Raw genomic sequence first — 25,767 nt, forward strand, 5'->3', positions numbered from 1 at the left:
CCTGCCGGTTTTTGGCGAAGGACCAACCATCTTCCATTTGCAGGCGCATCGCCGCAGGTGCCAGACCCGTCCTGAGGGCGGCAGGATGGGCTGGAATACTCCGTCCCATCCTCTGAAACGATTTCAAATTGTCGAAAGATGTGCCTGGTAAAGCCTGCTGGATGCAACGCTTGGAAACAGTGGATGCGCTCAGACCTCGTACAACTCCAGAGGCAAGCCATCCGGGTCGGGGAAAAATGTAAACCGACATCCTGTAAACGGGTCGGTACGTATCTGTTCGACCAAAATCCCTTCTGCCATCAGATGCTCTTTGGCAGCGTCGATATCATCAACTTCAAAAGCGACATGTCGGAGGCCGGTTGCTTCTGGAAAACTGGCGCGAGCAGGGGACGCGGGGAAGGAAAACAATTCAATCTGTCCCCCCCCGGGCAGAGCAAGGTCCAGTTTGTAGGACGCACGATCCGCCCGGTAATTCTCGGCGACGATCTCAAGGCCCAGCACTTCGGTATAAAAGCGACGCGAGATGGCGTAATCGCTACAGATGATAGCCACGTGGTGCATTTTCTTGAGAAGCGGCAAAGGTCATTTCCTTGTGGTCGGATGTTACTATGTGTCTATCGCTCTGACAGGTCGAATTGGAGGTCAACGAACGTAGAGTAGCTTAGGGTCGGGTTCGAGACCAGAACATGACCACTGCGGTGAGGGTTTCTGCTGAGTGGAAGGCTTTAGGATATCTGTCGTCGTGCCTTGCGACCTCGCGCCGGTTTTCATGTGCCCGAATGTGATCTCGATCCTTTCGGCCTGCGTCAGATCTGACGGGTTTGGCACGCGAGGTGCGGCATGGGGTGCAGCCTTCGGGACGGGCCAAGACCGCGAACGGCGTGGGCCGCGGGTATGGCACCTCAGTTGGTTGCGTCCTGTCCACAGCACGTCCGTCGCGGCGTGAGACAGGTTCGCGCCATTCTCGGTGTTCGAAAGGTGATCTGACAGAACTTGCTCGGACAGGAGATGTCACTGCGCCCGGACGTGTCGAGACTCGAAAAACGGGTTCGGCAGATGGCCAGAACGAGCCGGTCTGCATGCGCCTGTGGCGATGCCCGGGGGGCGCAGTTGTCGCTATGACTTATCGATCTGCCGCGGCCAACCCTGCGCGCTTCAGCTCATGGAAGAACGTTGGCCCCCGCAATCGAGCGTGAGCCCAGCGATGATGGCATTCATTGTGCGGCGAACCAAAGGCGCTCAGATCGACTGTCAGACGGTCCATCTGAGCGCGGTTCATCTTCTTTTAGGTCCTGAGAGAATTGATAGCTTTGTGCGCCATTTGAGTGCCGAACTGGAAGATGCGCGGGCCATTTCCGAGGCAGCCATTTCGCTGGAGGAGAGGGGCCGCAGATGAACCAAAACCACCAGGCGGATAAGGTGCAGCGCGCAGGTTGCGGCAGCCGAGAGATGCAGAGCCTGTCGCTCTGCCCGCGCAGGTTCGTTCAGACGATAAGTGCTGCGCGAGATCTCGTCTCCGAACCTTTGCCCCGCCAAAGCCTTATCCGGCGGAGGGGCTGAAGAAGAATCGGATCATCTCGGCGCTCGCATCGGGACCTTGCGGATCGGTGTAGCTGCCTGCGGGCTGACCGCCGGACCATGCGTGCCCCATACCTTCCACGATCCAGTGTTCGACCGTTTCCGTACCATCGGCGTCGTAGGTCGTGCAGTGCCTGTAGGACCGCCCGTTCACCGTGCGCGCAGTCTCGGTTTGAACGTTCTGCCCCGTGTCGCCCTCAAGGGCTTGCCGGACGATCCGCGCGCCGTTCGACGGGTGAACCGTGGCATCCGCATCGCCGTGGAAAACGATGCTGCGCGTGACCGCCGTGCGTGGCGTGCTCGCGGCCTCGCGTCCGGCCATGGCCGCGAAGGCGGAGGGGATGTCCTTCGCCGCACCTGCGGGCAGACCTGAATGGGCACCCACAGCCTTGAAGACATCTGGATAGGCGCCGCCGAGGATGACGGCCATTGCCGCCCCGGCCGAGAGGCCCGCGACAAAGACACTGTCCTGGGGAATGGCATGGCGGGCGATGATTTCGCGCGTCAGGCCCGCAAGGATGGCAGGCTCGCCACGGTCCCGCGTCTGGTCACCACGACTGAACCAGTTCCAGCAGGACTGTGCGTTGTCGCCCCGCGATTGGTGCGGATAGACCACGATGAAGCCATGTTGCTCAGCCAGGGCGTTCATGCCCGTTCCGGCGGCAAAGTCCTCCGGCGTCTGGGTGCAGCCGTGGAGCATCACCACAAGGCCGGTCGCCCCTTCCTGCGCCGAGGCTGGCACATAGGTGCGATAGCGGCGCGTCCCCGCGGCGCAGGTGAAGCTGCCCTCGGCAAAGCTTGCGCCATTCGGCAGGTCCGAGGGTTGAGCTGCCGGTTGGCCGGAAGGTTGGAGGCGGGCCATGAGGCCGGAAAGCGCGGTCGTCAGTCTGTCGCTCCCGCCAGCGGCGGGGACACCGGCCATGGGCCCGGCGGTCAGACCGTGCTGGGCAAGGGTCCGGGTCACGAGGTCGTTGGCGGAGGCAAGCTGCGCGGCGCGCGTTTGCCCGGTCGCCGGGCGCAGGACGCCGGCGTTGAAGGTGATCATCTGTTTCGTCCTTGTGAGGGTCGCCGCTACAGGATGCGGTCGGCCAGTGCCTTCTTGATGTCCGCGGAGGCCTGAAGGCTGCCGAGAACGGTGATCGAGCCAATGGTGGCCCGGGCAAGTTCGGGCGTGACGTCTGAGCCGATGCGGGCCAGTCCCACCACCTTGATATGCAGGACTTCGCCAGCCGCGCGACACTGCTCGAGCTCCGCCCGGCCGAAGTCGCGCAGACCGAGCTCCATGGTATGGCGCTCAATGGAGCGCTCGACCGCCTCGCCATGCGCGTCGAGGTGCTTGCGGATCGCGGTGCGGATGAAGTCGCTGCGGTTGGAGTAGAACCCCTCCTGCACCAGCAGGTCGATGCGGCCAAGATCGACGAAGCCGAGATTGATGGTGATCTTCTCGTTGTCGGGCTGCTTGTCCCGGATCTGTCTTATGTCGGCCATTGTCGATTCTCCATCTGTATGGATGGTATATGGATGTCTATTGGATGTGCGCAAGGGCGGCTCGCCGATCTTTTCCAGCTGAGTGGCAAAGGAATGCCAATTCCAAACGAGCCGTTACGCTGGGCAAGTCCCGGCGCACACCTACCTGTCTCTTCGCCTTGAACGGGAGAAAGCAACGAATGAGCTCCAACCGCGACCACCAGACCCTCCGCGATGCCGTCCTGACCCATGGGGTCGTCAGTGCCCGCCCCGAAGTTCTGCTGACGGGCTCAGGCTGGCGTGTGGCCGTGGCCGTCGCCCAGGAAGCGGTCCTGCGGCTCTGGAACGACGATGCTTTCGGTCTTGCCGGCAACGTGGCCTTCCGGATGTTGATGGCGATCTTTCCGTTTCTGATCTTCACGAGTTCGCTGACCGCCTTCATCGGCGACCGCTCCATGGCCGACGACCTGACCGCGTTCCTGATCGAGATCGTGCCGCCGGTCATCGCCGATCCGATTGTCTCGGAGGTGGAGAAGGTCATGACCGCGCAGCGCGGCGGCGTGCTCAGCATCGGTATCCTGCTGACCGTCTGGTTTGCTGTGGGCGGGGTCGACGGCGTGCGTGTCGGTCTGAACCGCGCCTATGGCATCCGGGAAACCCGGTCGGGCATAATGATCTACGCGATCCAGGCGGGCGTGGTTCTCATGTCCGGTTTTGCCCTTGTGATGGTTGGCTACCTGCTGGTGCTGGCGCCGAGAGCCGGGTCCTGGCTGCATCAGTTCCTGCCCGGGTTCGATCCGGCCTCTGTCACGGTGAGCCTTATCCGCTACCCGGCGGCGGGAATCATCCTCCTTTCCTTGCTGTTTGCGGCGCATGTCATTCTGCCCGCGCGCCGCACCAGGTTCTCCAGCCTTTGGCCGGGCGTGCTCTTTACCGTCTGCGCGTGGATCGTCCTGACCGCGGCCTTTTCGGTCTATCTGTCCAGGTTCGCGAGTTATGCGAGCTATTACGCGGGCCTCGCAGGGATCATCGCAGCCCTTTACTTCATGTATCTCGCGGCCCTGATCCTGATTTTCGGGGGTGAGCTCAACCGGGCCATCAGAATCCGGCGACTGGCGCAGTCCCTGCGACCCAAAAAGAGCACATGAACGGGAGGTCTGAGCCCGTGTTCTGCTGTCTTTTCCGGACTCGCGCTGACGGGGGGAAGAGAGCCACCGTGGTCACTTTCTCAATTCCGGGTTTGCATATCAGAAGGAGTGAGCGCTCCTCGGGCTGTTCGCTCAGCGATACTTCTTCGCGGTCGATGTCCGCCTTTCATGCCCGACGCACCGGTCTGGGGTCCACCAGGCACGACCGTCGCATTTGGGCAGCTGCCTTGGGCTCCAGACATCGCTGAGGCCACAAAGGGGAAAGTAACGATGAACATGACGATGGACGCAAACACCAAACATTGGCTTGTGTGGCGGAAGATTGCTCCTGTGGTCGAAATCACTCAAGGCAAGACAACTTCGGCGGAGGCGAGCTGGTCCTCAGATCTGACAGGCTCCGAAATCGAGGGCTGGGTCGAGGATTCCAAATGGGGCTTTGAGACTGTACCGCGTGCCAATCTGATCGACATCCATCCCAATACGACAAGCAGTTGAAGGATCTGCAGGAGGCCTGCCGCGAGGAGTTGCTTGAGTTGTGTGCCTGAAAAAGGCGGCAGGCTAGGGGCGTCTCGGTGTCGATCGGCAAGCTTTGCACCTTGTTTGGCGTGCTGCGACTGAAGGTCTCGTACAAGCCGACCGAGGCGATGGTCGAGGAAAAACCATCCTTTGTCTATCGGACAGTGCCCTGGCTTCCGGGCTTCCGTGCGACAACAGCGATGACACGAACGCCATCGGTACGAATGGTCCAGCCGAATGATCGTACAACTATGCGGCCGCTCTTTCAGCTCAAGGACTGGTCGTGAGCAAGCAGGTTATGGGCATGTGGCCCCGGATCCCGCTCATTCCTTGCGTCGCCACAGCACCGAACGAACGCTTTCTGTCGGCAGATGTGCGCCTCAAATCGCTGGCCTGGAAACGGGTGCCCCACATTGGCCAAGGTCTTGAGCGGCAAAAGATCGCTGGACATCGCTGGCGCTGGTGATCGATTGCGAAATCATTGAGCGTCTAGGCTCTGACCTGTCGCGCACCGCCAAGGCAATCACCGGCATCATTTCGATAGCTTCTAAAACAACCATGCCGTCTTCGGGCACATGCCATGCGCATGCCTGCCGAGGCACTGAGGTGAGCGGCTCAATCAGAGTTGATTTAGCTGGATCACTGGACCTATTCCAAGGCTGTTGTCAGCATAGCTGCTGTTTGTCTCTCTCAAGCAAAACAGTAGATTGCTCACGGCATCGAACACAGGCGAGCCTATGCCGCCCATCAGCCCAGGCTGCCTGCAAATCGCTCTGCCAGACGGCCCTGTTTAAACGCGTCGGCGATAAAGTCGACGAACGCGCGGGTTTTGCCGGGCAATAGTGTCCGAGAGGCGAAATAAATTGAGATCGGTCCCGCATCGGCATACCATTTCGGCACCAGTCGGATGAGCGCGCCGCTTTCCAGATCTTCGATGACATCGGCCACCACCAGCATCGCGACGCCCAGTCCCAGCAAAGCGGATCGTCGCATCGCCGCGGGATCATTGAAGACAAAGGCCTCCTTGAGCGGCGCTGGCGTTTGCGCACCGGCGGCGTCGCGCATGGTCCAGTGCCGGATCCGCCCGGACTGCAGCGAGCGCATGACAATGCCGTCCAACTTTGCCAGATCAGCCGGACTGGCGGGAAGCCTGCGGTCTGCCATATAGGCGGGTGAAGCCACCGCAATAATGTGGGCCGGGGCCAGATTGCGAGCGACAACGCCAGGCGACAAGTCGAACCCGCCGCCAATCGCCGCATCATAGCCTTCGGCGATGATATCGACCTGCCTGTTCTCGAAATGCCACTCGGGACGCACACCGGGATAGCGGGTGATGAAGTCGGGCAGAAGCGGCAGAATGTGCATCGCGCCAAACGTCGGCGCCATACTCACCCTGAGCACGCCCGACGGCGCGCCGCCCGCTGTCGCCACGCCTGCAATCGCCGCCTGTATGTCGCTCAGGTTCCCCGAGATCGCCTGGTGAAACGCCTCGCCCGCTTCCGTCAGGGTCAGCTTGCGGGTTGAGCGGTGGAACAGGCGGACGCCCAGATTGCGCTCCAGCATGGCGACATTGCGGCTGACGGCCGCCGGAGTGAGCGCGAGACGGCGGGCCGCTTCGGAAAAGCTGCCATGGTCGGCACTGCGCACGAAGGATTCCAGATTGGCGAGCGTTTCCATAGGCGCATCTTCAATCAATCATTGAAGATAATGCAAGCCATATACGGCTAATCCTTGATGATCAGTTCCGTCATGTTCGCTTCAGGAACACAGATGGAGCGAAGACGATGACAAGCAATTCCCAACCCCTCCTCGGCAAGGTCGCCTTGGTCACTGGCGGCACCCGTGGCATTGGCGCAGCCATTGTACGCCGCCTTGCAAGCGATGGGGCAGACGTGGTTTTCAGCTATGCCGCCTCTATGGATCAGGCATCCGCCATCGCGCAGGAGGTCGAGGCGATGGGGCGTCGGGCTCTGGCTATCCGCGCGGATCAGGCGGACGCGGTCGAGGTCACAGCCCTCGTGCGGGAGGCCCATGCCGCATTCGGTCGGCTCGACATTCTTATCAATTCAGCCGGGGTTTTCGTGACCGGAAGCGTTGACGACGCTGACGCGGATCTCGCGGCGTTCGATCATCAGATCGCGGTCAATGTGAAGGGTGTTGCGACGGCGGTCCGGGCGGCGGTGCCACTGCTCAGCGACGGCGGACGCATTGTCTCCATCGGGACGACCGGGGCGGTCCACGTGCCTTTCGCCGGCGCCGCGGACTATATCGCCAGCAAGGCAGCGGTCGCGGCCTATAGCCGTGGCTGGGCGCGCGATCTTGGGCCCCGTGGCATCACCGTCAACGTGGTGCAGCCCGGCGCGATCAATACCGACATGAACCCGGAAACCGGCGACTTTGCGGCGATGCTGAGCGGCCTTGCCGCACTGGGCCGCTATGGCCAGCCGCAGGATATCGCCAACGCCGTCGCCTTTTTGGCCGGACCGGACGCCAGCTATATCACCGGCGCCACGCTTAACGTCGATGGCGGCCAGCTCGCCTGATCGCGCGCTCCCCCATCCATTTTCGCACATCGAAGGAATGAAACCATGACAACCATCGGAATTATCGGCGCAGGGCAGATCGGCAGCGCCATTGCCCGGGCCCTCGCCAACAAGGGCATTGCAGCAACCCTCGCCAATAGCCGGGGGCCGGAAAGCCTGCGCGACCTGCTGTCTGAGGTCGGTCCGGCCATCACGGGAGGCACCGTCGCAGAGGCCGCCGCGAAGGATATCGTCTTTGTTGCGGTCAACTGGTCGCGGCTGGCGGGTCTGTTGTCCACCTTGCCCGATTTTGGCGGGCGGATCGTGGTGGATGCGAACAATCCCATCGAGGCGCCGCTGTTCAAGCCGGTCGATCTTGGTCGGGTCGCTTCATCGGAAGTTGTTGCCGGGATGGCGCGCGGGGCCAAGCTGGTAAAGGGCTTCAACCACCTCCGGCCGCAGCTTCTGTCGGGCGATCCGCAAAGCGAAGGCGGCAAGCGCGTCCTGTTCTATTCTGGCGACGACGCAGCCGCCAAGGGAGAGGTCTGCGCGCTCATCGACCGGCTTGGCTTTGCAGGAATTGATCTCGGCTCGCTCGCTGACGGCGCGCGCCTCGTGCAATTTCCGGGCGGTCCGTTGCCTGCCCTGAACCTCGTTAAGTTTGACTGATCTGCCCTCCATACCGAAAGGAATTTACCATGACCGACACCACAATTCCCACCCCCGCCGCAGAGCCGGACTATGACGCTCTGCTGCACGCCAACCTACAGCGCGTTTTCAACCAGCGTGACGCTGTCCTGCGCGACGCGGCCATCGCGGATCTTTATGTGGCCGATCCCATCATGTACGAGCCGGACGCCATCGTGAACGGGCGTCAGGCCATCTCGGATATCGCAGGAAAGCTGCTTGAGAACTTTGGCCCCGACTTCACCTTTGTGCCCGACGGCAAGGGCCTCGGCCATCACGGCATGGGCACGCTGCGCTGGCACGCTGGAACCCCCGACAATCCCACAATGGTCTTGGGCGCTGATACAGCAGAGATCATTGGGGGTCGCATTGCCCGGCTCTGGGTCCTGCTGGATTTGGAACCGAACAGTTGAAACACGCTCTCATGAGGACGTTCTCCATGACCGACCTCTTCTCTTCCCACCGCTTGGGCCAGTTTGAGCTTTCCAATCGCTTCGTCATGGCCCGCAGGCGGACGGCACCCCCGGCGCAAGCGCGGCGCTTTACTATGGCCAGCGCGGCAGCATCGGCCTGATCATCAGCGAGGGCACGCAGCCCTCCGACGATGGTGAGGGGTGCCGTAATACTTGGCGAAGAAGGTCGCGACGGGCGTTTGCTGGCTTCCGCTGCCGGTGATCGTGGAGATTGGCTCTTTCAGGTCACGGCCTGTGCTCGCGCCAATGCGCGGCCCTCCATTCTGCTGGGCAAGGAACGCAGCAGCGACGGCGTGCTTGATGCCTCCGGCGACAACGGTGCCAAGCGGCTTTGTGATGTCGAGAGATCGTGTTGCCTGTCCCGGCCTTTCTCCGTATCCGGTCTGAATGAGCGTCGGCATGATGACAGCGTTCTGATCCTTACGGCTGGCGCAGATTGTTGAGTGGGGCAGCGTTGCCGGGCGGCAGTTTCCACCCTGCTGGGTGTAGGTCAGCACCGGCGCGATCAGCGCGCTGTGCCCGCCGCCGGCCAGCACGGTTGGATGCGGCGACGTGACCGCGCTGTCGCGGCGGGCTGTGCCTTTGAGCGACATGAGGCACGGTGCCAGCAGCCCCAGCGGGGCTGCGCCGCCGGGGCGCTTGATCCAGCTGTTGGCGGTGATCGTCGGCACGGGCGCGCGCAGGTCCGATCCGGTGGCACCGCCGTTGAACCGCGTCAGGCTCGGGGCGGCGAGATCTTCAACCCGACCGCCGTGGGTGAGGTTGACCAGGAAGGGGCGGTCGGCGTCCAGCACATAGCGTTTCATCCCGCGCGCGATGCGGGCGAGTGTATTTGCGGCCAGAGGGCGCTTGGCGCGCAGGCCGTGCTTCGCCATGATCTCGGCGGAGGTCTCGAAGATCGAGGGGCAGGGCAGCGACCAGTCGATGCACTCCGCCGCTGCGCGCCATGGCTGCAGCTGACCGGACATCACGTCGGCGCTGTCTAGGGCGCCGTGGGTTGGCGCGGGCCAGACGATGGGCTTGCCGTCAAAGCGGATGATGACGAAGCGACGCTTGCGGATGGTCGGGGCACCATAGTCGCAGCCGCGCAACTCGCGGGTCTGCATCTTGCCGCCGAGACGACGGATCTGCTTTTGCCAAACCCGGAAGGTCTCGCCGCGCCGGTCCGGGCAGGGCATGAGGCCGCGCGCTGTCTGCACCAGCGGGCCCCAGTCCTTCCACTCATCGACGTTCTCCATGATGACCACGTCAACCCGGCCACCCTTTCGCTGCAGGCGGTCGATCCAGCCCGGAATGATCCAGGCAAGATCGCGGATATTGCGCTCGACCGGCTTGCCGCCTTTGGCCTTGGAAAAGTGCTTACAGTCTGGGCTGAACCACATCAGGCCGATGTGGCGGCCCTGCAGGTGGTCGAGCGGATCGACCCGGAACACGTTCTCGGAGAGATGCAGTGTGTCCGGGTGGTTCGCGGCATGCAGCGCCAGCGCGGCGGCGTTGTGGTTGATGGCGATATCCGGACTGCGTCCGAGGGCGAGATCGATCCCGGTGCTGGCCCCGCCGCCGCCCGCGAAGCTGTCGACGATCAGCGGGCGGGCGTCGGGGTGCCGCACCGAAACAGGCGAGGGGTCCGCCAGAATGCCGAAGAGATCAGAGCCATCCACCAGGCCATCCCAAAGGCTTCTTTGTACATCTCCAGCACGGCTTGCGAATCTTGAGGCGGCGCGGTGGATCGTGCGAGCCGTCGGGCGCAGTCAGGGTCGGCAAAGCCGGTTCGGATTCCTGACGCGCGCCAAAATCGTCCAGCTGAAAGGGTTCAGATCCGCTCGGTTAAGGGGGGGCAGATCTGCACCACCCCTATAATAAGGATAAACCATATAAGAACCATAGGGGGCGCGAGGGTGCGCGCGAGCGCTCTCAGAACCCGATGGTTTGCAAGCGTGCCGAGGACGCTGTGCGCAGCTTTCGCGGCGGTCGGTCGGACGCCTTCGGGGAGCTGCCCGACTTCGTGAAAAATCACATCATCGCCGCAGACTTGCTGACGCCGGATGAGCGTCAGACGTCGGGTATTTTCTGAGAATGGAGGCGCTGGCCATGACCGAGGATCTCAAGACCGAAACCAAGCGCGACCGGGTGCGTCGCCTGCTGCTGACACCGATGGCCGAGCTGGGCTTCCGCTTTCCCAAGGCGGTCAGCGCCGAAGACGGCCAGCGCAAGCTGGACCGCATCGGCGAGCTTGCAAGAGCAGGGCAGGCGCCGAGCTGGCACCTCCCCGAGAAGACCCGCGTCGTGTCTTGTGAGTGGCGCACCACCAAGCACGGCACCTTTGCACAGACCGAGAGCGCCGGGATGCTCAGCTACGTGAGCCTGGGCAAACTCCGCGAGGTCGAGGTAAAATACTGCCCGATCACCAACCAGAACCGTCCCGGGGATGCTGCGGCTCTGAGGCGGGAAGATCTCGCCTGGTGGGGCGCACTGCTGGAGCTGCGCGATAGCTTTCGGATCTACGGCGGGCTGACCTCCTACGTCGTGACTTAGGCGATGCCGCCCCGCACGCCATGGAAGGACGCGGTGCGCTGATCGCGGGCGGGTGGCAACCAGCGTTTGGGGTTGCCAGTCCAGAGGGGGAGGCTAACCGAAAATCTGGGCGCAAGCACGTTGACCGGTTATATCACAGTTGTTTTCGTACAGTCGGAATTGGAGAAAAAAGCCCAAATGGAAAAGGTTAGAGCCTAGGGTCAGGATGCATTGATTTTAGCCTAGCGGTCTGTTTTATGGAGCCCCAAACGGAGGGGTCACATGAGCGATCTATACTGGCTGAACGACGAACAGATGGCCAAGCTGGAGCCCTTCTTCCCGAAGTCCCACGGCAAACCGCGTGTTGACGACAGGCGTGTTCTGAGCGGTATAATATTCATAAATCGCAATGGATTACGGTGGCGGGATGCCCCTGAGGCCTACGGCCCTCACAAGACCCTCTACAGTCGATGGAAGCGGTGGAGCGAGAAGGGCATCTTCGCTCAGATGCTGCTGGAACTGGCCGATCGGGGCGGTACGACCGATACGCTGATGATCGATGCAACCCATCTCAAGACGCACCGGACGGCCTCCAGTCTGGGGCTGAAAAAGGGGGGCGCGGCCGCCTGATTGGCCGCACCAAGGGTGGAATGAATTCCAAGCTGCACACCGTCACGGATGCCCAGGGTCGTCCCCTGCGGATGTTCCTGACGGCGGGCCAGCGTAGTGATTACATCGGCGCACGGGCGCTTCTGGACGGTCTGCCGCCTGCCAGACACATGCTGGCGGACCGGGGCTATGATGCAGACTGGTATCGCGAAGCGCTTGAAAACATGGGTATCACGCCATGCATACCGGCAAGGAAGGGCCGCAAGGTTCAGATCCGACACGACGAAGTTCGCTATCGCAAACGCCACAAGATCGAGAACAGTTTTGCCAGGCTCAAGGACTGGCGCCGTGTTGCGACCCGCTACGACAGATGCCCGAAGGTCTTCCTCTCCGCATGCGCATTGCCCGCCGTCGTTATGTTCTGGTTATGAATCCTGACCCTAGGCTTCAGACCCATTAATCGGCTTGAGGCTGTCAGGTCTGCGTGTTTCAAGTTCCTCCGAACTGAGGCGGATTTATGAGCAATCTTTACAGGCTGAGCGAAGAGCAAATGGTACGGCTTCGTCCTTATTTTCCGAAGAGCCATGGCGTGCGACGCGTGGATGACAGACGTGTGCTCAGTGGGATTATATTCACTAATCGCAATGGGGGGCGGTGGTGCGATGCGCCCAAGGAATACGGGCGTCGATGCTGGACTGCGTCAAGTGGCCTTTCGGTGTGCCAGCAGGTTTGGAGATTGAGGTCGCTCTGAAGGACAATGAGCACTACTGCGTCGTCTGGCAGATCCTGAACGCTCTTAACGCCCACCCGCCGGAACGAAAACGGTGCAGGTCCAGTATCTATTCAGAAGCCTCTAGAGAAATTGCCATATCAGCCTCATTAATTTCGTCGAAGAATTTCATGACAATTCTGTCCAGATGCGTTTCAGGGTAGGCGAAAGGTTCGGAGTAAGCGTGAGAAACCGCACTTATTGGGTCGCGGCCAATATCCAGTCCCCAGAAAGAAAGGTGGTTAGAGGTTATAGGGATTGCAGCTTCAGCGATCTGGCTGCCACCGCAAAACAGCCGGGCAGTCGCTGATCTGTCGCTCAAGACATGAAGAGCCAGGTCGCATTTGTCGCTGCCGTGGGTCATTGGACCGGTCAAGGTAATGGAATGCCCCCACTGAAGTGGTCCACCTTTTGGGATAGAGTTATCCCGTTTTCAGGAGGACGACGAGATGGCTGGCAAGCGAGAGAAGCCCGAGGATATCGTGCTGAAGCTGCGACAAGTTGAAGTGCTGCAAGGGCAAGGCAAATCAGTTCAGGAGGCCGTGCGGCAAATCGGTGTCACGGTTCAGACCTACTATCGGTGGCGCAAGGAGTATGGCGGCATGAGCCGGGATCAGCTCAAGCGGCTGAAAGAGCTGGAGGCTGAGAATACCCGGCTCAGACGTGCCGTGTCGGATCTGACGTTGGACAAGATGATCCTGGCCGAAGCTGCACGGGGAAACTACTGAGCCCTTCCCGCCGTAGGCGGTGCATCGACCATGTGCGGCAAACCCTCAGCGTATCGGAGCGCCGGGTTTGCCGCACATTGGGTCAGCATCGCTCTACGCAGCGCAAAGTGCCCTGCGGTCTGCCGGACGAAGCCCGGCTAACCGAGGACATCACCGCGCTGGCCGAAGAGTTCGGGCGCTATGGCTATCGCATGATCACCGGCATGCTGAACAACAGCGGCTGGCATGTAAACCACAAGCGCGTCGAGCGGATCTGGCGCCGGGAAGGGCTCAAAGTCCCGCAAAAACAGCCGAAGAAGGGCCGACTCTGGCTCAATGACGGGTCATGCGTGAGGCTGCGGCCGGAGCGCCCGAACCATGTCTGGTCCTATGACTTTGTTCAGGACCGGACCCACGACGGGCGGATCTTCCGCACGCTGAATATCATTGATGAGTTCACGAGGGAGGCGCTGGTGATCCGGGTCAAACGCAGGCTCAATTCAACGGATGTGGTCGATGCTTTGACGGATCTGTTCATCCTACGCGGCCCGCCGGAATACATAAGGTCGGACAATGGCGCAGAATTTATCGCCAAGAAGGTGCGTGCCTGGATCGGTGCCGTGGGCGCAAAAACCGCATTCATCACCCCAGGCTCACCGTGGGAGAACGGCTACTGCGAGAGCTTTAACGCCCGTTTCCGGGATGAGCTGCTCAACGGTGAAGTCTTCACCACGTTACGCGAGGCCCAGATCCTTATCGAACGCTGGCGGCGTCACTACAATACGGTCAGGCCTCACAGTGCTTTGGGATACCGGCCGCCAGCGCCCAAAAGCATCGTCCCGATAGACCAACGACCGACCATGCACTAACATTCAAACTGGACCACTCGATGGGGGCACTCCAGTCTCCGGCCAGCATCACGCGACGGGGTTCCGCATTCCGAGTTCCTGAAAGAACCGCAACAGATAGCCATCCGGGTCGGCGACGACGAATTGCCTGTTTCCGCCCTGGCAATCGCCTATGCGATACCACTTTTCCTCCACAGGAAGGAAAAGTGGGTGCTTGATGTTGGCAAGAGCTTCAACAAGCGGGTCTACAGAGGGCACACGGATTTGAACATTCAGCCCCATACCAAAGGGATAGCCGGCAGGAAGAAACCCATCATCGAAGGTGCGGCCTTGTCCTATCTGATCAATCATCAGCTCCGCGTCGCCAAGTTGGAGATAGCAGAAGCCTTCTTCGGGACGCTCATAGGCGCACTCGAAACCAAGCACATCGCAATAGAACGCCTTTGAAAGTCGCCAATCAGAGACTGAAAACTCCGGAACTAGTGCGTTACCCAAATCATGCCCTCCAAAAGTATTGGTGCAGCTTTAGCTCGAGGTGGCCTATCCGGAAAGGGCTCCTTCCGGACCCTTGCTGCGCGTGAGGGTCAACCGCCTGGTCGCCCCACACGCGGCGTCGCTCGCGGGGCCCAGACCGGACATTGGCCCTGCGTGTCGGCGCCGCATTGCAGCTTCACCAGACCAGTCATTCGTGCATGGCGCAGCATTTTGTTGGCTCAATCGTCGGTCAGCGGACTTAGCAGACCTTCCATGTACACATGCAAAGACCCGCATTCAGTCGTGGTGAAATGATGGGACACTTGCATGCTCAGGCGCTTCGCCGCCTTCTGGACTTGAGGTAATCGACCAGCGCCGCGAGCGCAGCCGACTTCTGGTGCCTGCCGGGATAGTAGAGATGATACCCCGACCAGAGTGGACAAAACTCTTCAAGGCAAGTCTGAAGCCGACCCGCTGCCAGATGCTCCGAGACGAACGGCTCGAACAGGTAGCTCAGCCCCTGACCTGCCAACGCGGCCTCTATCAGCGTATGGGCATCGTCGGTGATAAGCGGGCCGTTTACCGCCATCTCGACCCGGCGTTCGCCCTCCCTGAACGACCATCGGAACAGGTCGCCGTGGCTCGCTTGTCGATAGTTTAAGCAGGCTTGGTCGGCCAGATCATCCAGCCGCCTCGGCACGCCGCGTCGGGCGAAATAGTCCGGCGAACCGAAGACCACCGCGCGCAAATCGGGACCGAGGGGGACGGCCGACATGTCCTGCTCCAGGTGCGCGCCCATCCGGATGCCGGCGTCAAACCCGGATTCGACGATGTCGGTCAGCTTGTCACTGATGCGCAGATCCACGGTCACATTAGGGTATTGCTCCATGAAACCTGTCAGAGCAGGGATGATGATTGCCCTTGCCGGGTATTCAATGGACGTCAGCCGCAGAGTGCCGACGACGCCGCTGCGCGCCTCCTTGAGCTCGGTCAGCCCCTCCTCGATCAGTCGCAGGGCCGGGCTCAACGACTTCAAAAGGCGCTGCCCGGCCTCCGTAGGGCGAACATTGCGCGTCGTCCGCGCGAGCAACGGCACCCCGATGCGCTGCTCCAGTGCGGCGATCGCCTGGCTGATCCCCGACTGCGCCCGTCCCAGCCGCAGAGCCGCCCGGGTAAAGCTACCCTCCTCGGCCACGACCTGAAACAGCTGCAAGTCGGGGAGATCGCGACGATCCATTCATGGGCCTCACTGATAAGGGCTATCACTCGATCCAATATAGTGATCAATCACAGCCATAGCTACCTTGCCTCTAACACCGATTTCAACAATCTATAGAGGTACTGACAATGACAAACCTTCGCACTCTGTTCCTGTCCGGAAGCGTGGTGCTCGGCACCATGATGGCGCTGCCAGGCATGGCTGCCGCTGACGTTCACAACATCGTTCTGGTTCATGGGGCCAACGTCGATGGCACCACCTGGCGAGCGGTCTACGACCGCCTGACCGCCCGGGATTTTCACGTCACGATCGCTCAATTGCCGATGACATCCGTCGAAGATGACGTGGTGGCGGTCCAGCGCAACCTAGACACGCAGGATGGTCCGGTGCTACTCGTCGGCAATTCATATGGCGGCGTGGTCATCACGGAAGCCGGCAACGACCCGAACGTCAAAGGCCTTGTGTACGTCGCCGCGTTTCAGCCCGACACTGGGGAAAGCGCAAGCGACCTGCTGGCCTCGGTGTCCAGCGCGTTCAGCCCGGACAAGCTCACGATCTTTGATGATGGCTCTTACCTGATCAATGAGGACGCATTCGTTTCTCTGGTCGGCAACGGTCTTTTCGCCGAAGACGCCCTCTTTGCGGCAAGGGCTCAGGCAGGGGCCAACACGGCGAACATGGCGCACAAGATAGATGCGGCAGCCTGGAGGGCGAAACCGAGTTGGGCAGCCATTGCGACCGAGGACCACGTCATCGCGCCCGAGCTGCAGCGCCGTATGGCAAAGCGCGCCCGTGCGACGGTCGTCGAGATCGAGGGCGGCCACCTGCTGCCGATGGCGAACCCCGATGAGGTGGCGGAATTGATCGCGCAAGCCGCCGAGGAGATGAACTAACTCCGCACTCCCATGCGGACCGCAATAGCGGTCCGCATGTTATCCCCTTCACACAAGATCATTGCTTTCACGATCTGCTCGGTCGGGCAGACCATCGTATCAGACTATCCACCGCAATCTCGTCTGCCAGCCCGCCCCGGTCCGGAAAGTCGACAATCTGGGCTCGTGCCGGACCTTCGCTGCGCGGCAGGGCCAGGCGCCTGGTCACCCCTCGCGCGGCGTCGCTCCCGGCCCAATGCGGACATTCGAGAGGTTTGGCCTCGCTGCGGCGCAGCTTCCCCGAACCCGCCCTTCATGACATCATGCAGCGAAATCGGATGGTCGGAGGTCTGCTGAGCGGGACAAACCGAACCTTCGTTTGTCGTCTGTTCAATGCTGGGAATCTGCGGCAAGTTGAAAACATGCTTAGGGTTCTATTTCACGTCTTCATCTTCGTTTCACTGACCATCATTTCGCAAGTTGGCGGGCTGGCTTGGTTGATGGCCCTGTGTTCCAAGCAGAGAACCGTTGTTTTCGCGGCCACCTACTTCACACTATCACTGACGGCCCTTTGGGTTGCGCCGATGATGGGACGTGAACCAATCCCCTGCACCTCGGGAGAGGTGATTCAGATGCAGTCCAAGCTGTATTGTGCTCTGAACAGGCAATACGTTACTCCAGAGCTTCATGAAGTTTTGATCGACTTTGCCTCCCGAATGGAGCGCCAATACCCAGGAACAGAGACGCGTGTCTTGGATGCCAACTTTCCATATTTTTCTGGCTTTCCTTTGCTTCCACATCTTTCACATGATGATGGGAGAAAAGCCGATCTTGCTTTTTACTATGAGAGCGACGAGGGCTATTTGCCCGGTGTATCTAAAACGCCTGTTGGCTATTTCGCGTTCGAGGACGGGCCAACCGATTGTCCCGATAATACGATCACGTTGCGGTGGAATTTGACCTGGCTACAAGGCCTTTGGCCTGACTACAGACTTGACCCCCTAAGGATGAGAGAGGCCCTGCAGTTGCTTGGCGCAGACGATCGCGTGGGAAAAATCTTTATCGAACCGCATCTGAGAGAAAGGTTCGGCGCTAAAAACCCAAAGGTCAGATTTCAGGGGTGTCGCGCAGCACGCCACGATGATCATATACACGTCCAATTGTAGCATCGCTTACAAGTAACTCTGGGCTCACTGCCGACCTTCGCTGCACTTGCAAACGAAATCAGCGTCAAACCCGAGGGCGAGCGGCGGCACTGCGGGACGAACCGGACCATCGAGACGAATTACATGAGGTTCGCGACTTTGGCGGGATCGATCAAAGCCGTGAAGCACTGCAAACTGATACTTCGCGTGCTCATTGTCGACGCGCCATGTAGTACAAGTTCCAAAGCAGATACGGAGTAGATCAATGAATGACACCAAAACCCTGCGGCTGATGTTTCCGCAATGGCAAGGCGGCGGAAACCCGGACTACGTTCTCGGGGCGAGGCTTCTGGCCTGGCTCGCTCCACCGGCGGCCCATCATCTGGAAGTCGAGGTTCCTGTCAGTTTGCCGAATATGGAAGAGCTTGAGATCGAAAATGGCATTCTGGCCCGTGCGGCCCTTTTGCGCCAACTCGATGCAGCAAGGGACATCATCGACCAGCACCGCCCAGACAAGATGATCGTGTTCGGCGGGGACTGCCTTATGGATCAAGCCCCCTTTTCCTATCTAAGTGAACTCTATGGTGACCAACTTGGCGTTCTGTGGATTGATGCCCATCCGGACGTCGCAACGCCCGATGATCGCGATCGCGGACACACGATGGTGCTGGGAAACCTCCTCGGCTACGGCGACGCCGAATTTGCGGCCCGAGTACCATCTCCCTTGGCACCCGAGCGCGTCATGTTTGTAGGGTTGGGTCGGCTTTCGCCGCAGGAGGCTGCGTTCATCGCTCGGCACGGTATAAGGACGGCAGCGCCTGACGTGCTTCGCGCCGGTGCCGAGCCTGTAACTGAATGGATTCAGGAGACAGGCATTCGCCACCTTGCCATTCATCTCGATCTCGATGTTTTTGATCCAGAGCTGTTCGGTGGCGTGAGCTTTGCAAAGCCGGGACTGGATGGCGACACCCGCGCCTCAATGCGATCTGGATCAATGAGCTTCGAGCAGATTGCGAATATTCTCTCGGACGTGTCGAAGGAAACCGATGTCGTTGGGCTTGGCTTCGCAGAACATATCCCATGGGATGCGATCAACCTGCAGAACCTGATGGCAGGCATCCCAATATTTCGGGCATAAAATCGGTGTGTCACAAAGCCTCCGTGTCTGAAGTTAAAGGCTGAATTTTCCGATAAAGCCAAATGCTGAAGGATGGCTTTTGCTTAAGAGGGCTCACTGCCGACCTTCGCTGCACTTGCAAACGAAATCAGCGTCAAACCGGAGGGCTAGCGGCGGCACTGCGGACGAACCGGTCATTGGCTTCAATGGATTTTTGGACCGCTGATCTTGTGCTCAAGCTAAAATTCGGCGAAGTTTTTTGGCAACTCGTTTGCCGGGCAATACCAGAAAAAATACGGATCACCCATTGATTTCAAACATCCTGACTTTTGCCGTCATTTCCTTGACAATTTATTTTCTGATTGCATTTGGGATGATCATTTCTCAGCGTCCAAAACCACTGGAGGCCTGCGAAGGGCTGGATTTCAAAAAGTTATTGGCGTCCGGCACCATCAACCCGCCGGAGACGCCTGCTTTCTCACGCGAGAGTTTCACTGCGCGCGATGGTGCGGAAATCATGTACACCCATGTGAAATCCGACGGGCCTGAGGCTATGCCACTCGTGATCATGGTTCACGGATCAGGATGGTATGGTGGTCAGTTTGACCGCCTCGCCTGGGCGCTCAAGGATGTAGCTGAGGTCAAGGCGATCACACTGAGAGGCCATAGGGACAGGCCAGCCCGGCGCGGCGATGTAGATTACACAGGCCAGTTCGAAGACGACATCGCTGACCTCATCGCAGCGGACCCGCGAAGGCCAATTCTGTTGGGCCATTCCTCCGGCGGCGGTCTTGCGGTGCGCTTTGCAGGTGGCCCGCATGGAGACAAAATCGCCGGTGCAATCCTTCTTGCGCCCTTTCTGCAGTACAATGCCCCGACGACAAGACCCAATTCAGGTGGCTGGGCGCATGTTTTGATACGACGCATTATCGGGCTGGCGATGCTCAATAACCTTGGGATTCACTGGCTCGATCATCTGACCACAATTCAGTTCAATATGCCTAGCGCTGTTCTTGATGGTCCCCTTGGTGATTTTGCGACCACCTCGTATAGCTGGCGTCTTAACACGTCCTTCGCTCCACGCAGAGCCTATCACGATGATATTGCGAAACTGCCGCGATTTCTCTTGGTGGCGGGAGCTCAGGACGAAGCAATGGCAGCAGATCAATATGCGCCACTCATGGAGAATATTACAGATAAGGGGCGTTATGAGATTGTCGACGGCGCCGCGCATCTTGACATAGTGGACGCCCCTGAAACCGAAGCGCTGATACGAGATTATCTGGGCCGTATCGATAACTGAGAGCTTTTACCGAGTGGCGCTTCTGGTGTGATGCGACATCTGAGGGTTTGGGCTCGAAGCGGATCTGCGGCGGCGCAGCAGGAGGCACACGCGTGGTTGCCCCGGGTGCGCCGCAGCTCTCGGCCCGAAGCTGACCTTGACTGGGTCCGGTTACGCCGCGACGCAGCTTCACCGAACCTGCCATTCGTCTATCACGCAGCACTTGAAATGCTTGGATTACCGCCGTGTGGGATGATGCCGACGCTGCTGCGGCTCGCCATTATCATTAATCGCCCATCAGGAATGTCGGTTGACCCACTCGTCAGCCACATGACCCATAGTCTTGGGATTGCCGTCCTTGATCCAGAGCATGAAAGGTCGGTCAAACTTGAAATGCTCACCGCATTGGGACTTCATAAAACGCCGAACATTCTGCGTTGACATATAATTTTCAGTGACCGGTGTTTCGCGGTCGATATCGTCAGAATGCCAGTCAAACTTGGCCATCATCGATCTCCGCACAGATATTAATGTTAGCATACCAACCAAAGAAATTCTGGCAATCTTACCGAAGGCTGCGCGCCGGAAAATGCCAAGTGGGTAGAGCGGAAAGTGTCGGTTTGGGCTCACAGCCGACTTGCGGCGGCACGGCGGCGTTTCGCACGAATGGCAGAACTGATCGACGTGGACGGCCCAATGCGGACATTCGAGAGGTTTGGCCTCGCTGCGGCGCAGCTTCCCCGAACCCGCCCTTCATGACATCGTGCAGCGAAATCGGATGGTCGGAGGTCTGCTGAGCGGGACCTTGCTGCCGTTCGCTGCGCCTGCCTATGCTGCGGATTGGCACTCAACGGCTGAGAATTCCAATCGTTATCCACGTGGCCTGCCAAAGCCGTTCATTTCCTTGGCCCACTGGTAGCCGACGATCATCCCTTTCATCCTGGGCAGCATCAGAAGCGAGAGCGCTGTCGCGACTGTGCAGAGCAAAAGCGCAAGAATCAGGGGGTCCTCTCGCAGATATCCGAACGTCGCGTGCAGCATGAGGCCCATGATGTGCCCTACGATCAGGATCGTGAGGTAGGCAGGTCCATCATCCGCGCGGTGGTGGTATAGTTGAACCGCATTCAGGGCACCGATCGTTCACCTTGAGGTATCTTGAGAAGAGCTTTCCCTCTCCGCAGTTCGGGCACCGCTCCTTCAGCCCCTTCAGGACAGCGGGCTTCACGTCGCGCTCAGGTTCAGCTTGGGTGGTCGTCGTCATCGTGGACACTCCGCCAGAAAGGTCTTGGGGGTTCATATCGGGAAGTCTCATGGAGAGCGGTGCCGCCGCGCCCGCGCCGGCACCAGCCAATCGGGTCAGTAGCCGACTGTGAACCGCGCTCGGCTGTGCTTGGGCTCCTCCAGCTCGTCCACCATGGCGACTACGAAATCCTCGTAGGAGATTCGGCTGCCCTCAGGCCCGGCGATCAGCTGGTCCGTGCCCAGTCGGAAGGTGCCGGTGCGCTCGCCTGCCTCGAAGACGGCGGAGGGCGAAAGGAAGGTCCAGTCGAGCCCGTCGGTCCGCTTCAGCCGGTCGAGATAGGCACCTCCGGCTTCGGCTTCGGCGCGGTAGGCGTCGGGGAAATCGGGGGAGTCGATCAGCTTGACCCCGGGTGCCACCTCGAGGCTGCCGGCCCCGCCCACGACCAGATAGCGCGGCACGTCGGACGACTGGACCGCATGCAGCAGCTTCTCGGGATCGAAGGCGACGAACATGACCGAGCTGATGACGGCGTCGTGGCCTGAAAGGATCTCGGCCAGCGCCTCGGGTGCATCGATGTCGCCAGCCATGGCCCGGGTCCGGTCGAGCGGCTGCACCTTTTCCTGATTGCGCGCGATGGCGGTCACGGCGTGGTTACGCGAGACGAGTTCGGCGTGAAGGCGTTGCCCGGCATTGCCAGACGCGCCGATAAGAGCGACTTTCATGGTATTTCTCCGTTCTTTCATGGATCAGGCGGGTTCGCCGATTGCTGCAAGGACGGCGTCGCCGCCTGCGTAAAGGATCTGGCTGTCGAGAACGCGCGCGCCGCGCTCATCGGTCACGATCAGCTGCGGGATGCCTTGGACGCCGTGCCTCGACATCGTTGCGCGGCCCTCGGCAATGCGGCGGTCGGTTTCGACCTCGCGCGCCGGGTCGTCGGCGACCTTGGCCCGAAACGCGAAGGGATCGATCTCGACGCCCGCATCGCCCGCCACCCGCACGGCGATGTCTGCGACGACCGCCGCGCGGGACGTATCCTGCCCATCGACATAGCGGGCCGTCTGGGCAGCGTGCAGGAAGCGCGGTTCGAGCGCCGGGTCGATCTGTCCGAGCGCCACGAGCGCCCTGGTCAGCGCTTGCGAGCTGAAGACACCGCCGGGCGCGCGCATCACCCCCTGGTGATAGGCCTCGGTGAAACGCTGGCCGGTCAGCTCCTGGATGCGTCCGTCGTTCCTGCGGGCATGGTCCGCGATCGCGGCAACGGGGCGGGGTTCGACAAAAAGACCGGTGGGCATCATCCGCAGGTGGTCTGCGTGGGTCTCCGCGACCCGTTTCAGCGCCGGAGCAGATGCATAGCACCAGCCGCAGAGCGGGTCGAAGAGGTAGGTGAACTGAAGGGGCTGGGTCATGATGTATCCTTTCCGTGTCACCCCCATTTGGTGTTTCCTGTTTCGAAGAAAAACACTAAAGCATGCATGTCTGTGTTGCATGAAACGAGCGAATAATGTTGGACAGGATCACCGCCGCGCGGGTCTTCATCGAGACGGTCGAACGCGGCAGCGCCACGGCCGCCGCAGAGGCGCTCGGCATGTCGCGAGCAATGGCATCGCGCTATCTCACCGCCATGGAGGACTGGGTGGGCGCGCGGCTTTTGCATCGCTCGACCCGCCACATGTCGCTGTCGCCCGCGGGCGAGGGGGCGCTGGCATGCAGTCGGGAATTGGTCGAGATCGCCGAGGGCATCTCGGGCCGAAATGCTGATACCGCCATGCCGCAGGGCGAGATCCGCGTCGCCATGCCGGGGGTTCTGGCTGATGCGGTGGTTCTGCCGATGCTCGCCGATTTTGCGGCGCGCTACCCCAAGGTGTCGATCGACCTTCAGGTTACCGACCGCCTCGTGGACCTCGTCCAGGACCGGGTCGACGTTTCCTTGCGCATCACCGGATCGCTCGACCGCGCCGTTATTGCCCGACGCCTCGGCGGCGTCGGGTCGGTTCTCTGCGCCGCGCCCGCGCTCCTGTCTCGGATCGGCACTCCGGAGACCCCGGACGCGCTCGCAGACCGGCCCTGTATTACCTACGCACAGTTCGGCGCGCGGACCTGGACACTCATTGCGCATGACCGGACCGAAAAGATCCATGTCACCGGACCGCTTCAGACGAATGAAGCCTATCTGCTACTGCGCGCCGCCCTCGAGGGAATAGGGATTGCCATGCTGCCGACCTTCGCCGCCGCCCCGCATCTTGCCAGGGGGCAACTTGTGCAGGTCCTGCCGGGCTGGACACCGGCGGAGCTTTCCCTTTATGCCCTCTATGCGTCGCGCCGGAACCTGCCAGCCGCCACCCGATCCTTCATCGATTTCTCCGTGGAAAAAATTGGAGGAAACCCGGTGTTCCGATGAGGGGGAACTGCTGTTTCTCGAGAGGCATGCCGACGTTCGCACGACCCACTCTGCGACGAGACTGACCTTCTCGACCCCTGCCAGAAAGGGCCTTGGGCCGTTCAGAACAGAGCGCGTGTGGCTGCACGTGCAAAAAGCGAGCCGACGCGCAAGGTCAGTTAGGGCTCACAACCGACTTTCGCTGCAGCTGCAAACGAAATCAACGTAAAATCCAAGGGTGAGCGGCGGCAATGCGGACAGAGCGGACCTCTGGTCCTGCCGGCTTGCAAATGTAAAACGTTCGTTTTACATTTGTGTCCAAGGACGCCAAAGGAGGTTCCCATGGATATGACCCGCAAACTCACCGCAGCCGCCGAGCGGCTCTTCGACCGTCACGGCTACATGGCCACCGGCATGGACCGGCTGACGGATGCTGCAGGGATGTCGAGCCGCACGCTCTACAAGCACGCCGGCAGCAAGGCCGCGCTCATGGCGCGCGTCCTGACCGAGAGGGACCGGCGCTTCATGGCCCGGCTTGAGGTGCGGACCGTCGACGCCTTGTTTGCTGCACTTGAGGACTGGGTGCGGGTCGAGGGGTGTCGGGGCTGCCTGTTCCTTCGCTCTCGCGCGGAAACGGGTGGCGACACGCCGGGGATCGCCGAAGCCGTCGCGGCGCACAAGGAGGCTTTCCATCGGCGGGTCGGCGAGGTCGTCGCAACGGATCTGGGACGCGAGGACCCGGCGCTCGCAGAGCAGGTGCTGGTCCTCTTCGAGGGCGCGACCCACGCGGCTGTCTATCGTGGAGCACAAACCGTCTCCGCAGCAAAGGCGGCGGCGGCCATCTTGCTGGAGAGGGCGCGCTCATGAGCCCGGCCCTTCGCATCGGCGCGACAGGCTTCGCCCTCATCGCGGTCTGCTACGGTTTTGCCCGCTTCGCCTTCGGCCTGTTCCTGCCGCAGATTGACAACGAACTGGGCATTGGCACGTCCCTCAGTGGGGTGATCTCGGGTGGATCTTTCGCCGGCTACTGCATCGCTATTGTCGCCTCGGCCATCCTGACCGAACGGCTCGGCGCGCGCGCCGTCGCGGTCGGGGCGGCCCTCGTTGCGGCAATCGGCATGGCGGGCATCGCGCTCGCGCCGTCGCCCCTGATCCTGGCCATTGCCGTGGTGGTCGCCGGATCGAGCACGGGCCTTGCCTCGCCGCCTATGGCCGCCGCGGTTGCAGCGGCGGTCAGTAAAGGCCACCAGGACCTGACGAACACGGTGATCAATGCCGGCGTGAGCGCGGGCGTTGCGCTGTCGGGGCCAATCGCGCTTGGCCGCGCGGGACAATGGAGATTGGCCTTCGGAGCTTTCGCGGCCGTCGCACTGGTGTTGGCCATCACGGCCGCGACCTCGCTTCCTGCCGTCTCGGACAGCGGTCGCGCAGCTGGCCTTCCCACGATGACGGGGCCGGTCCTGCGGCTGATTTCGGCATCCTTCCTGATGGGAGCCGCGAGCACCGCGCTCTGGTCCTTCGGCGGCCAGATCGTTTCGAACCAGATGGGCTGGGGGCCGGGCGGAACCGGCCTTCTCTGGACCTGCATCGGCACCGGGGGGCTGGCTGGAGCCTTGGCCGGAACGCTCGTCTGCCGGTTCGGTCTCGACCGCGTTCACGGGGCCTTTCTCGGCCTGTTGGGGGCCAGCATCCTTTTGGTCGGGCTCGGCCTTGGTCCCGTCCCCACGCTGGTCGGAGGGGCCATCTTCGGCGCGGCCTATGTGATGCTCACGGGGGTCTACCTCATCTGGGGCACTCACGCCTTTCCGGACCGGCCTGCAACCGGGCTCATGGTCGGCTTCCTGACCATCGCCGTGGGCCAGACTGTCGGTGCCCCTCTCTTCGGATTTCTCTTGGCGGGGCCGGGCGTCGCGTCTGCCGTCATATGTTTCGCCGCCGTCGCGCTGATCGCCGGGACCTTCCGCTCAAGGTCCGCGGTGGATGGCGCAATTGAGTAGCCTGGACGCTAGCGGAACTTCCGCGGAGCGCCTTGGCAGGGCTCGAAGCAGACCTGCGGCAGCGTGGCGTGCTAGACACGCAGGTGAGTGGTCTGCCCGGCAGAGACGGCCCAGACCTGTCGTTGGCCAGATGTCCGAGCGCTGCGTTGCAGCTTCCCCGAAGCAGACGTTCGACAGATCGTGTAGCATTTTTTCGCCAAAGG

At 61.0% G+C, this 25,767-nt stretch carries 29 protein-coding genes and 1 pseudogene; 18 read left to right on the forward strand and 12 right to left on the reverse strand.

Features of this window, described 5'->3' with window-relative positions:
• Window positions 1-189 precede the first annotated feature (189 nt).
• From gloA2 to F3W81_RS01730, 3 genes are all read right to left on the reverse strand, one after another.
• Window positions 190-579 (reverse strand): SMU1112c/YaeR family gloxylase I-like metalloprotein, encoded by a 390-nt coding sequence (gene gloA2 / locus F3W81_RS01720; protein ID WP_226941802.1) that lies wholly within the window; start codon window positions 577-579, stop codon window positions 190-192.
• Between the two features lie 961 nt (window positions 580-1,540).
• Window positions 1,541-2,623, reverse strand: a complete 1,083-nt coding sequence (locus F3W81_RS01725; protein ID WP_193081942.1) for an extracellular catalytic domain type 1 short-chain-length polyhydroxyalkanoate depolymerase — start codon at window positions 2,621-2,623, stop codon at window positions 1,541-1,543.
• Window positions 2,624-2,649: 26 nt separating this feature from the next.
• Entirely contained in the window at window positions 2,650-3,066 is a 417-nt protein-coding gene (locus F3W81_RS01730) for a CopG family transcriptional regulator (protein ID WP_193081943.1), read from the reverse strand.
• Between the two features lie 179 nt (window positions 3,067-3,245).
• Between F3W81_RS01730 and F3W81_RS01735 the strand changes: the two genes are divergently transcribed.
• From F3W81_RS01735 to F3W81_RS01745, 3 genes are all read left to right on the forward strand, one after another.
• Window positions 3,246-4,193 (forward strand): YihY/virulence factor BrkB family protein, encoded by a 948-nt coding sequence (locus F3W81_RS01735; protein WP_193081944.1) that lies wholly within the window; start codon window positions 3,246-3,248, stop codon window positions 4,191-4,193.
• Window positions 4,194-4,523: 330 nt separating this feature from the next.
• A complete protein-coding gene (locus F3W81_RS20680; protein ID WP_226941803.1) occupies window positions 4,524-4,688 on the forward strand; it encodes a hypothetical protein in 165 nt (54 codons plus the stop codon).
• 77 nt (window positions 4,689-4,765) lie between these two features.
• A complete protein-coding gene (locus F3W81_RS01745) occupies window positions 4,766-4,996 on the forward strand; it encodes a hypothetical protein (protein WP_193081945.1) in 231 nt (76 codons plus the stop codon).
• Between the two features lie 460 nt (window positions 4,997-5,456).
• Here F3W81_RS01745 and F3W81_RS01755 read toward each other — a convergent pair whose 3' ends face one another.
• Window positions 5,457-6,386, reverse strand: a complete 930-nt coding sequence (locus tag F3W81_RS01755) for a LysR family transcriptional regulator (RefSeq protein ID WP_193081948.1) — start codon at window positions 6,384-6,386, stop codon at window positions 5,457-5,459.
• 107 nt (window positions 6,387-6,493) lie between these two features.
• On the opposite strand from F3W81_RS01755, the gene F3W81_RS01760 reads away from it, so the two are divergent.
• The 3 genes from F3W81_RS01760 to F3W81_RS01770 are packed head-to-tail and all read left to right on the forward strand — an operon-like array spanning window position 6,494 to window position 8,331.
• A complete protein-coding gene (locus tag F3W81_RS01760) occupies window positions 6,494-7,252 on the forward strand; it encodes an SDR family oxidoreductase (RefSeq protein WP_193081949.1) in 759 nt (252 codons plus the stop codon).
• 45 nt (window positions 7,253-7,297) lie between these two features.
• Window positions 7,298-7,900 (forward strand): NADPH-dependent F420 reductase, encoded by a 603-nt coding sequence (locus F3W81_RS01765; protein WP_193081951.1) that lies wholly within the window; start codon window positions 7,298-7,300, stop codon window positions 7,898-7,900.
• Window positions 7,901-7,929: 29 nt separating this feature from the next.
• Entirely contained in the window at window positions 7,930-8,331 is a 402-nt protein-coding gene (locus F3W81_RS01770; protein WP_193081952.1) for a nuclear transport factor 2 family protein, read from the forward strand.
• A gap of 164 nt (window positions 8,332-8,495) precedes the next feature.
• Here the strand turns inward: F3W81_RS01770 and F3W81_RS01775 are convergent, their stop codons facing one another.
• Entirely contained in the window at window positions 8,496-10,052 is a 1,557-nt protein-coding gene (locus tag F3W81_RS01775; RefSeq protein ID WP_226941804.1) for a DNA cytosine methyltransferase, read from the reverse strand.
• A gap of 263 nt (window positions 10,053-10,315) precedes the next feature.
• Between F3W81_RS01775 and F3W81_RS01780 the strand changes: the two genes are divergently transcribed.
• The 4 genes and pseudogenes from F3W81_RS01780 to F3W81_RS01795 all read left to right on the forward strand — a co-directional run.
• The gene (locus F3W81_RS01780; protein WP_193081954.1) at window positions 10,316-10,465 is read left to right on the forward strand and encodes a hypothetical protein; all 150 of its coding nucleotides are present in this window, start codon (window positions 10,316-10,318) and stop codon (window positions 10,463-10,465) included.
• A gap of 17 nt (window positions 10,466-10,482) precedes the next feature.
• Entirely contained in the window at window positions 10,483-10,926 is a 444-nt protein-coding gene (locus F3W81_RS01785) for a hypothetical protein (protein ID WP_193081955.1), read from the forward strand.
• A gap of 261 nt (window positions 10,927-11,187) precedes the next feature.
• Window positions 11,188-11,945, forward strand: a protein-coding gene (locus F3W81_RS01790; RefSeq protein WP_193081957.1) for an IS5 family transposase whose coding sequence is annotated in 2 segments (ribosomal slippage) — window positions 11,188-11,506 and window positions 11,506-11,945 — 759 coding nt in all. Because the reading frame shifts where the segments join, the coding sequence is not laid out codon by codon here.
• A gap of 86 nt (window positions 11,946-12,031) precedes the next feature.
• Window positions 12,032-12,196, forward strand: a pseudogene (locus F3W81_RS01795) (transposase); the annotation flags it as partial.
• 157 nt (window positions 12,197-12,353) lie between these two features.
• Here the strand turns inward: F3W81_RS01795 and F3W81_RS01800 are convergent.
• The gene (locus F3W81_RS01800) at window positions 12,354-12,647 is read right to left on the reverse strand and encodes a hypothetical protein (protein WP_193081958.1); all 294 of its coding nucleotides are present in this window, start codon (window positions 12,645-12,647) and stop codon (window positions 12,354-12,356) included.
• A gap of 85 nt (window positions 12,648-12,732) precedes the next feature.
• Between F3W81_RS01800 and F3W81_RS01805 the strand changes: the two genes are divergently transcribed.
• Window positions 12,733-13,859 (forward strand): IS3 family transposase gene (locus F3W81_RS01805; protein ID WP_193081960.1). Its coding sequence is split into 2 segments (ribosomal slippage): window positions 12,733-12,997 and window positions 12,997-13,859, totalling 1,128 coding nucleotides; the frame shifts between segments, so codons are not numbered across the junction.
• 48 nt (window positions 13,860-13,907) lie between these two features.
• Here F3W81_RS01805 and F3W81_RS01810 read toward each other — a convergent pair.
• Window positions 13,908-14,333 carry a bleomycin resistance protein gene (locus tag F3W81_RS01810; protein ID WP_193081962.1) on the reverse strand — a complete coding sequence of 142 codons (426 nt, stop codon included), beginning with the start codon at window positions 14,331-14,333 and terminating at the stop codon, window positions 13,908-13,910.
• Between the two features lie 310 nt (window positions 14,334-14,643).
• Window positions 14,644-15,549 carry a LysR family transcriptional regulator gene (locus F3W81_RS01815; protein ID WP_193081964.1) on the reverse strand — a complete coding sequence of 302 codons (906 nt, stop codon included), beginning with the start codon at window positions 15,547-15,549 and terminating at the stop codon, window positions 14,644-14,646.
• Between the two features lie 110 nt (window positions 15,550-15,659).
• Between F3W81_RS01815 and F3W81_RS01820 the strand changes: the two genes are divergently transcribed.
• The 4 genes from F3W81_RS01820 (at window position 15,660) to F3W81_RS01835 (ending at window position 19,968) form a co-directional block, all read left to right on the forward strand.
• Complete coding sequence (locus tag F3W81_RS01820; RefSeq protein WP_226941805.1) at window positions 15,660-16,424, forward strand: alpha/beta hydrolase; 765 nt, start codon at window positions 15,660-15,662, stop codon at window positions 16,422-16,424.
• Window positions 16,425-16,678: 254 nt separating this feature from the next.
• Entirely contained in the window at window positions 16,679-17,569 is an 891-nt protein-coding gene (locus F3W81_RS01825; RefSeq protein ID WP_226941806.1) for a hypothetical protein, read from the forward strand.
• Between the two features lie 244 nt (window positions 17,570-17,813).
• Window positions 17,814-18,686 carry an arginase family protein gene (locus F3W81_RS01830; RefSeq protein WP_193081966.1) on the forward strand — a complete coding sequence of 291 codons (873 nt, stop codon included), beginning with the start codon at window positions 17,814-17,816 and terminating at the stop codon, window positions 18,684-18,686.
• Between the two features lie 238 nt (window positions 18,687-18,924).
• Complete coding sequence (locus F3W81_RS01835; RefSeq protein WP_226941807.1) at window positions 18,925-19,968, forward strand: alpha/beta hydrolase; 1,044 nt, start codon at window positions 18,925-18,927, stop codon at window positions 19,966-19,968.
• Window positions 19,969-20,244: 276 nt separating this feature from the next.
• Here the strand turns inward: F3W81_RS01835 and F3W81_RS01840 are convergent, their stop codons facing one another.
• The 4 genes from F3W81_RS01840 to F3W81_RS01855 form a co-directional block, all read right to left on the reverse strand.
• Window positions 20,245-20,454, reverse strand: coding sequence for a DUF6434 domain-containing protein (locus F3W81_RS01840; RefSeq protein WP_193081968.1), 210 nt, complete (start codon window positions 20,452-20,454; stop codon window positions 20,245-20,247).
• Between the two features lie 363 nt (window positions 20,455-20,817).
• Window positions 20,818-21,084 (reverse strand): DUF983 domain-containing protein, encoded by a 267-nt coding sequence (locus tag F3W81_RS01845; protein ID WP_319022315.1) that lies wholly within the window; start codon window positions 21,082-21,084, stop codon window positions 20,818-20,820.
• Window positions 21,085-21,303: 219 nt separating this feature from the next.
• Complete coding sequence (locus F3W81_RS01850; protein WP_193081970.1) at window positions 21,304-21,912, reverse strand: NAD(P)-dependent oxidoreductase; 609 nt, start codon at window positions 21,910-21,912, stop codon at window positions 21,304-21,306.
• A gap of 24 nt (window positions 21,913-21,936) precedes the next feature.
• Window positions 21,937-22,596 (reverse strand): DsbA family protein, encoded by a 660-nt coding sequence (locus F3W81_RS01855; protein ID WP_193081972.1) that lies wholly within the window; start codon window positions 22,594-22,596, stop codon window positions 21,937-21,939.
• A 95-nt stretch (window positions 22,597-22,691) separates the two neighbouring features.
• On the opposite strand from F3W81_RS01855, the gene F3W81_RS01860 reads away from it, so the two are divergent.
• The 3 genes from F3W81_RS01860 to F3W81_RS01870 all read left to right on the forward strand — a co-directional run bounded on the left by F3W81_RS01860 (window position 22,692) and on the right by F3W81_RS01870 (window position 25,564).
• Complete coding sequence (locus F3W81_RS01860) at window positions 22,692-23,588, forward strand: LysR family transcriptional regulator (protein WP_226941808.1); 897 nt, start codon at window positions 22,692-22,694, stop codon at window positions 23,586-23,588.
• Window positions 23,589-23,909: 321 nt separating this feature from the next.
• Window positions 23,910-24,434 (forward strand): TetR/AcrR family transcriptional regulator, encoded by a 525-nt coding sequence (locus F3W81_RS01865; RefSeq protein WP_193081974.1) that lies wholly within the window; start codon window positions 23,910-23,912, stop codon window positions 24,432-24,434.
• Window positions 24,431-25,564: an MFS transporter gene (locus F3W81_RS01870; RefSeq protein WP_193081976.1), complete on the forward strand. Its 1,134-nt coding sequence runs from the start codon at window positions 24,431-24,433 to the stop codon at window positions 25,562-25,564. Before F3W81_RS01865 ends, F3W81_RS01870 begins: the two co-directional genes overlap by 4 nt.
• Window positions 25,565-25,767: the final 203 nt, after the last annotated feature.

Origin of the sequence: Pseudooceanicola spongiae (assembly GCF_014899185.1) — a bacterium.
Classification (GTDB): domain Bacteria; phylum Pseudomonadota; class Alphaproteobacteria; order Rhodobacterales; family Rhodobacteraceae; genus Pseudooceanicola; species Pseudooceanicola spongiae.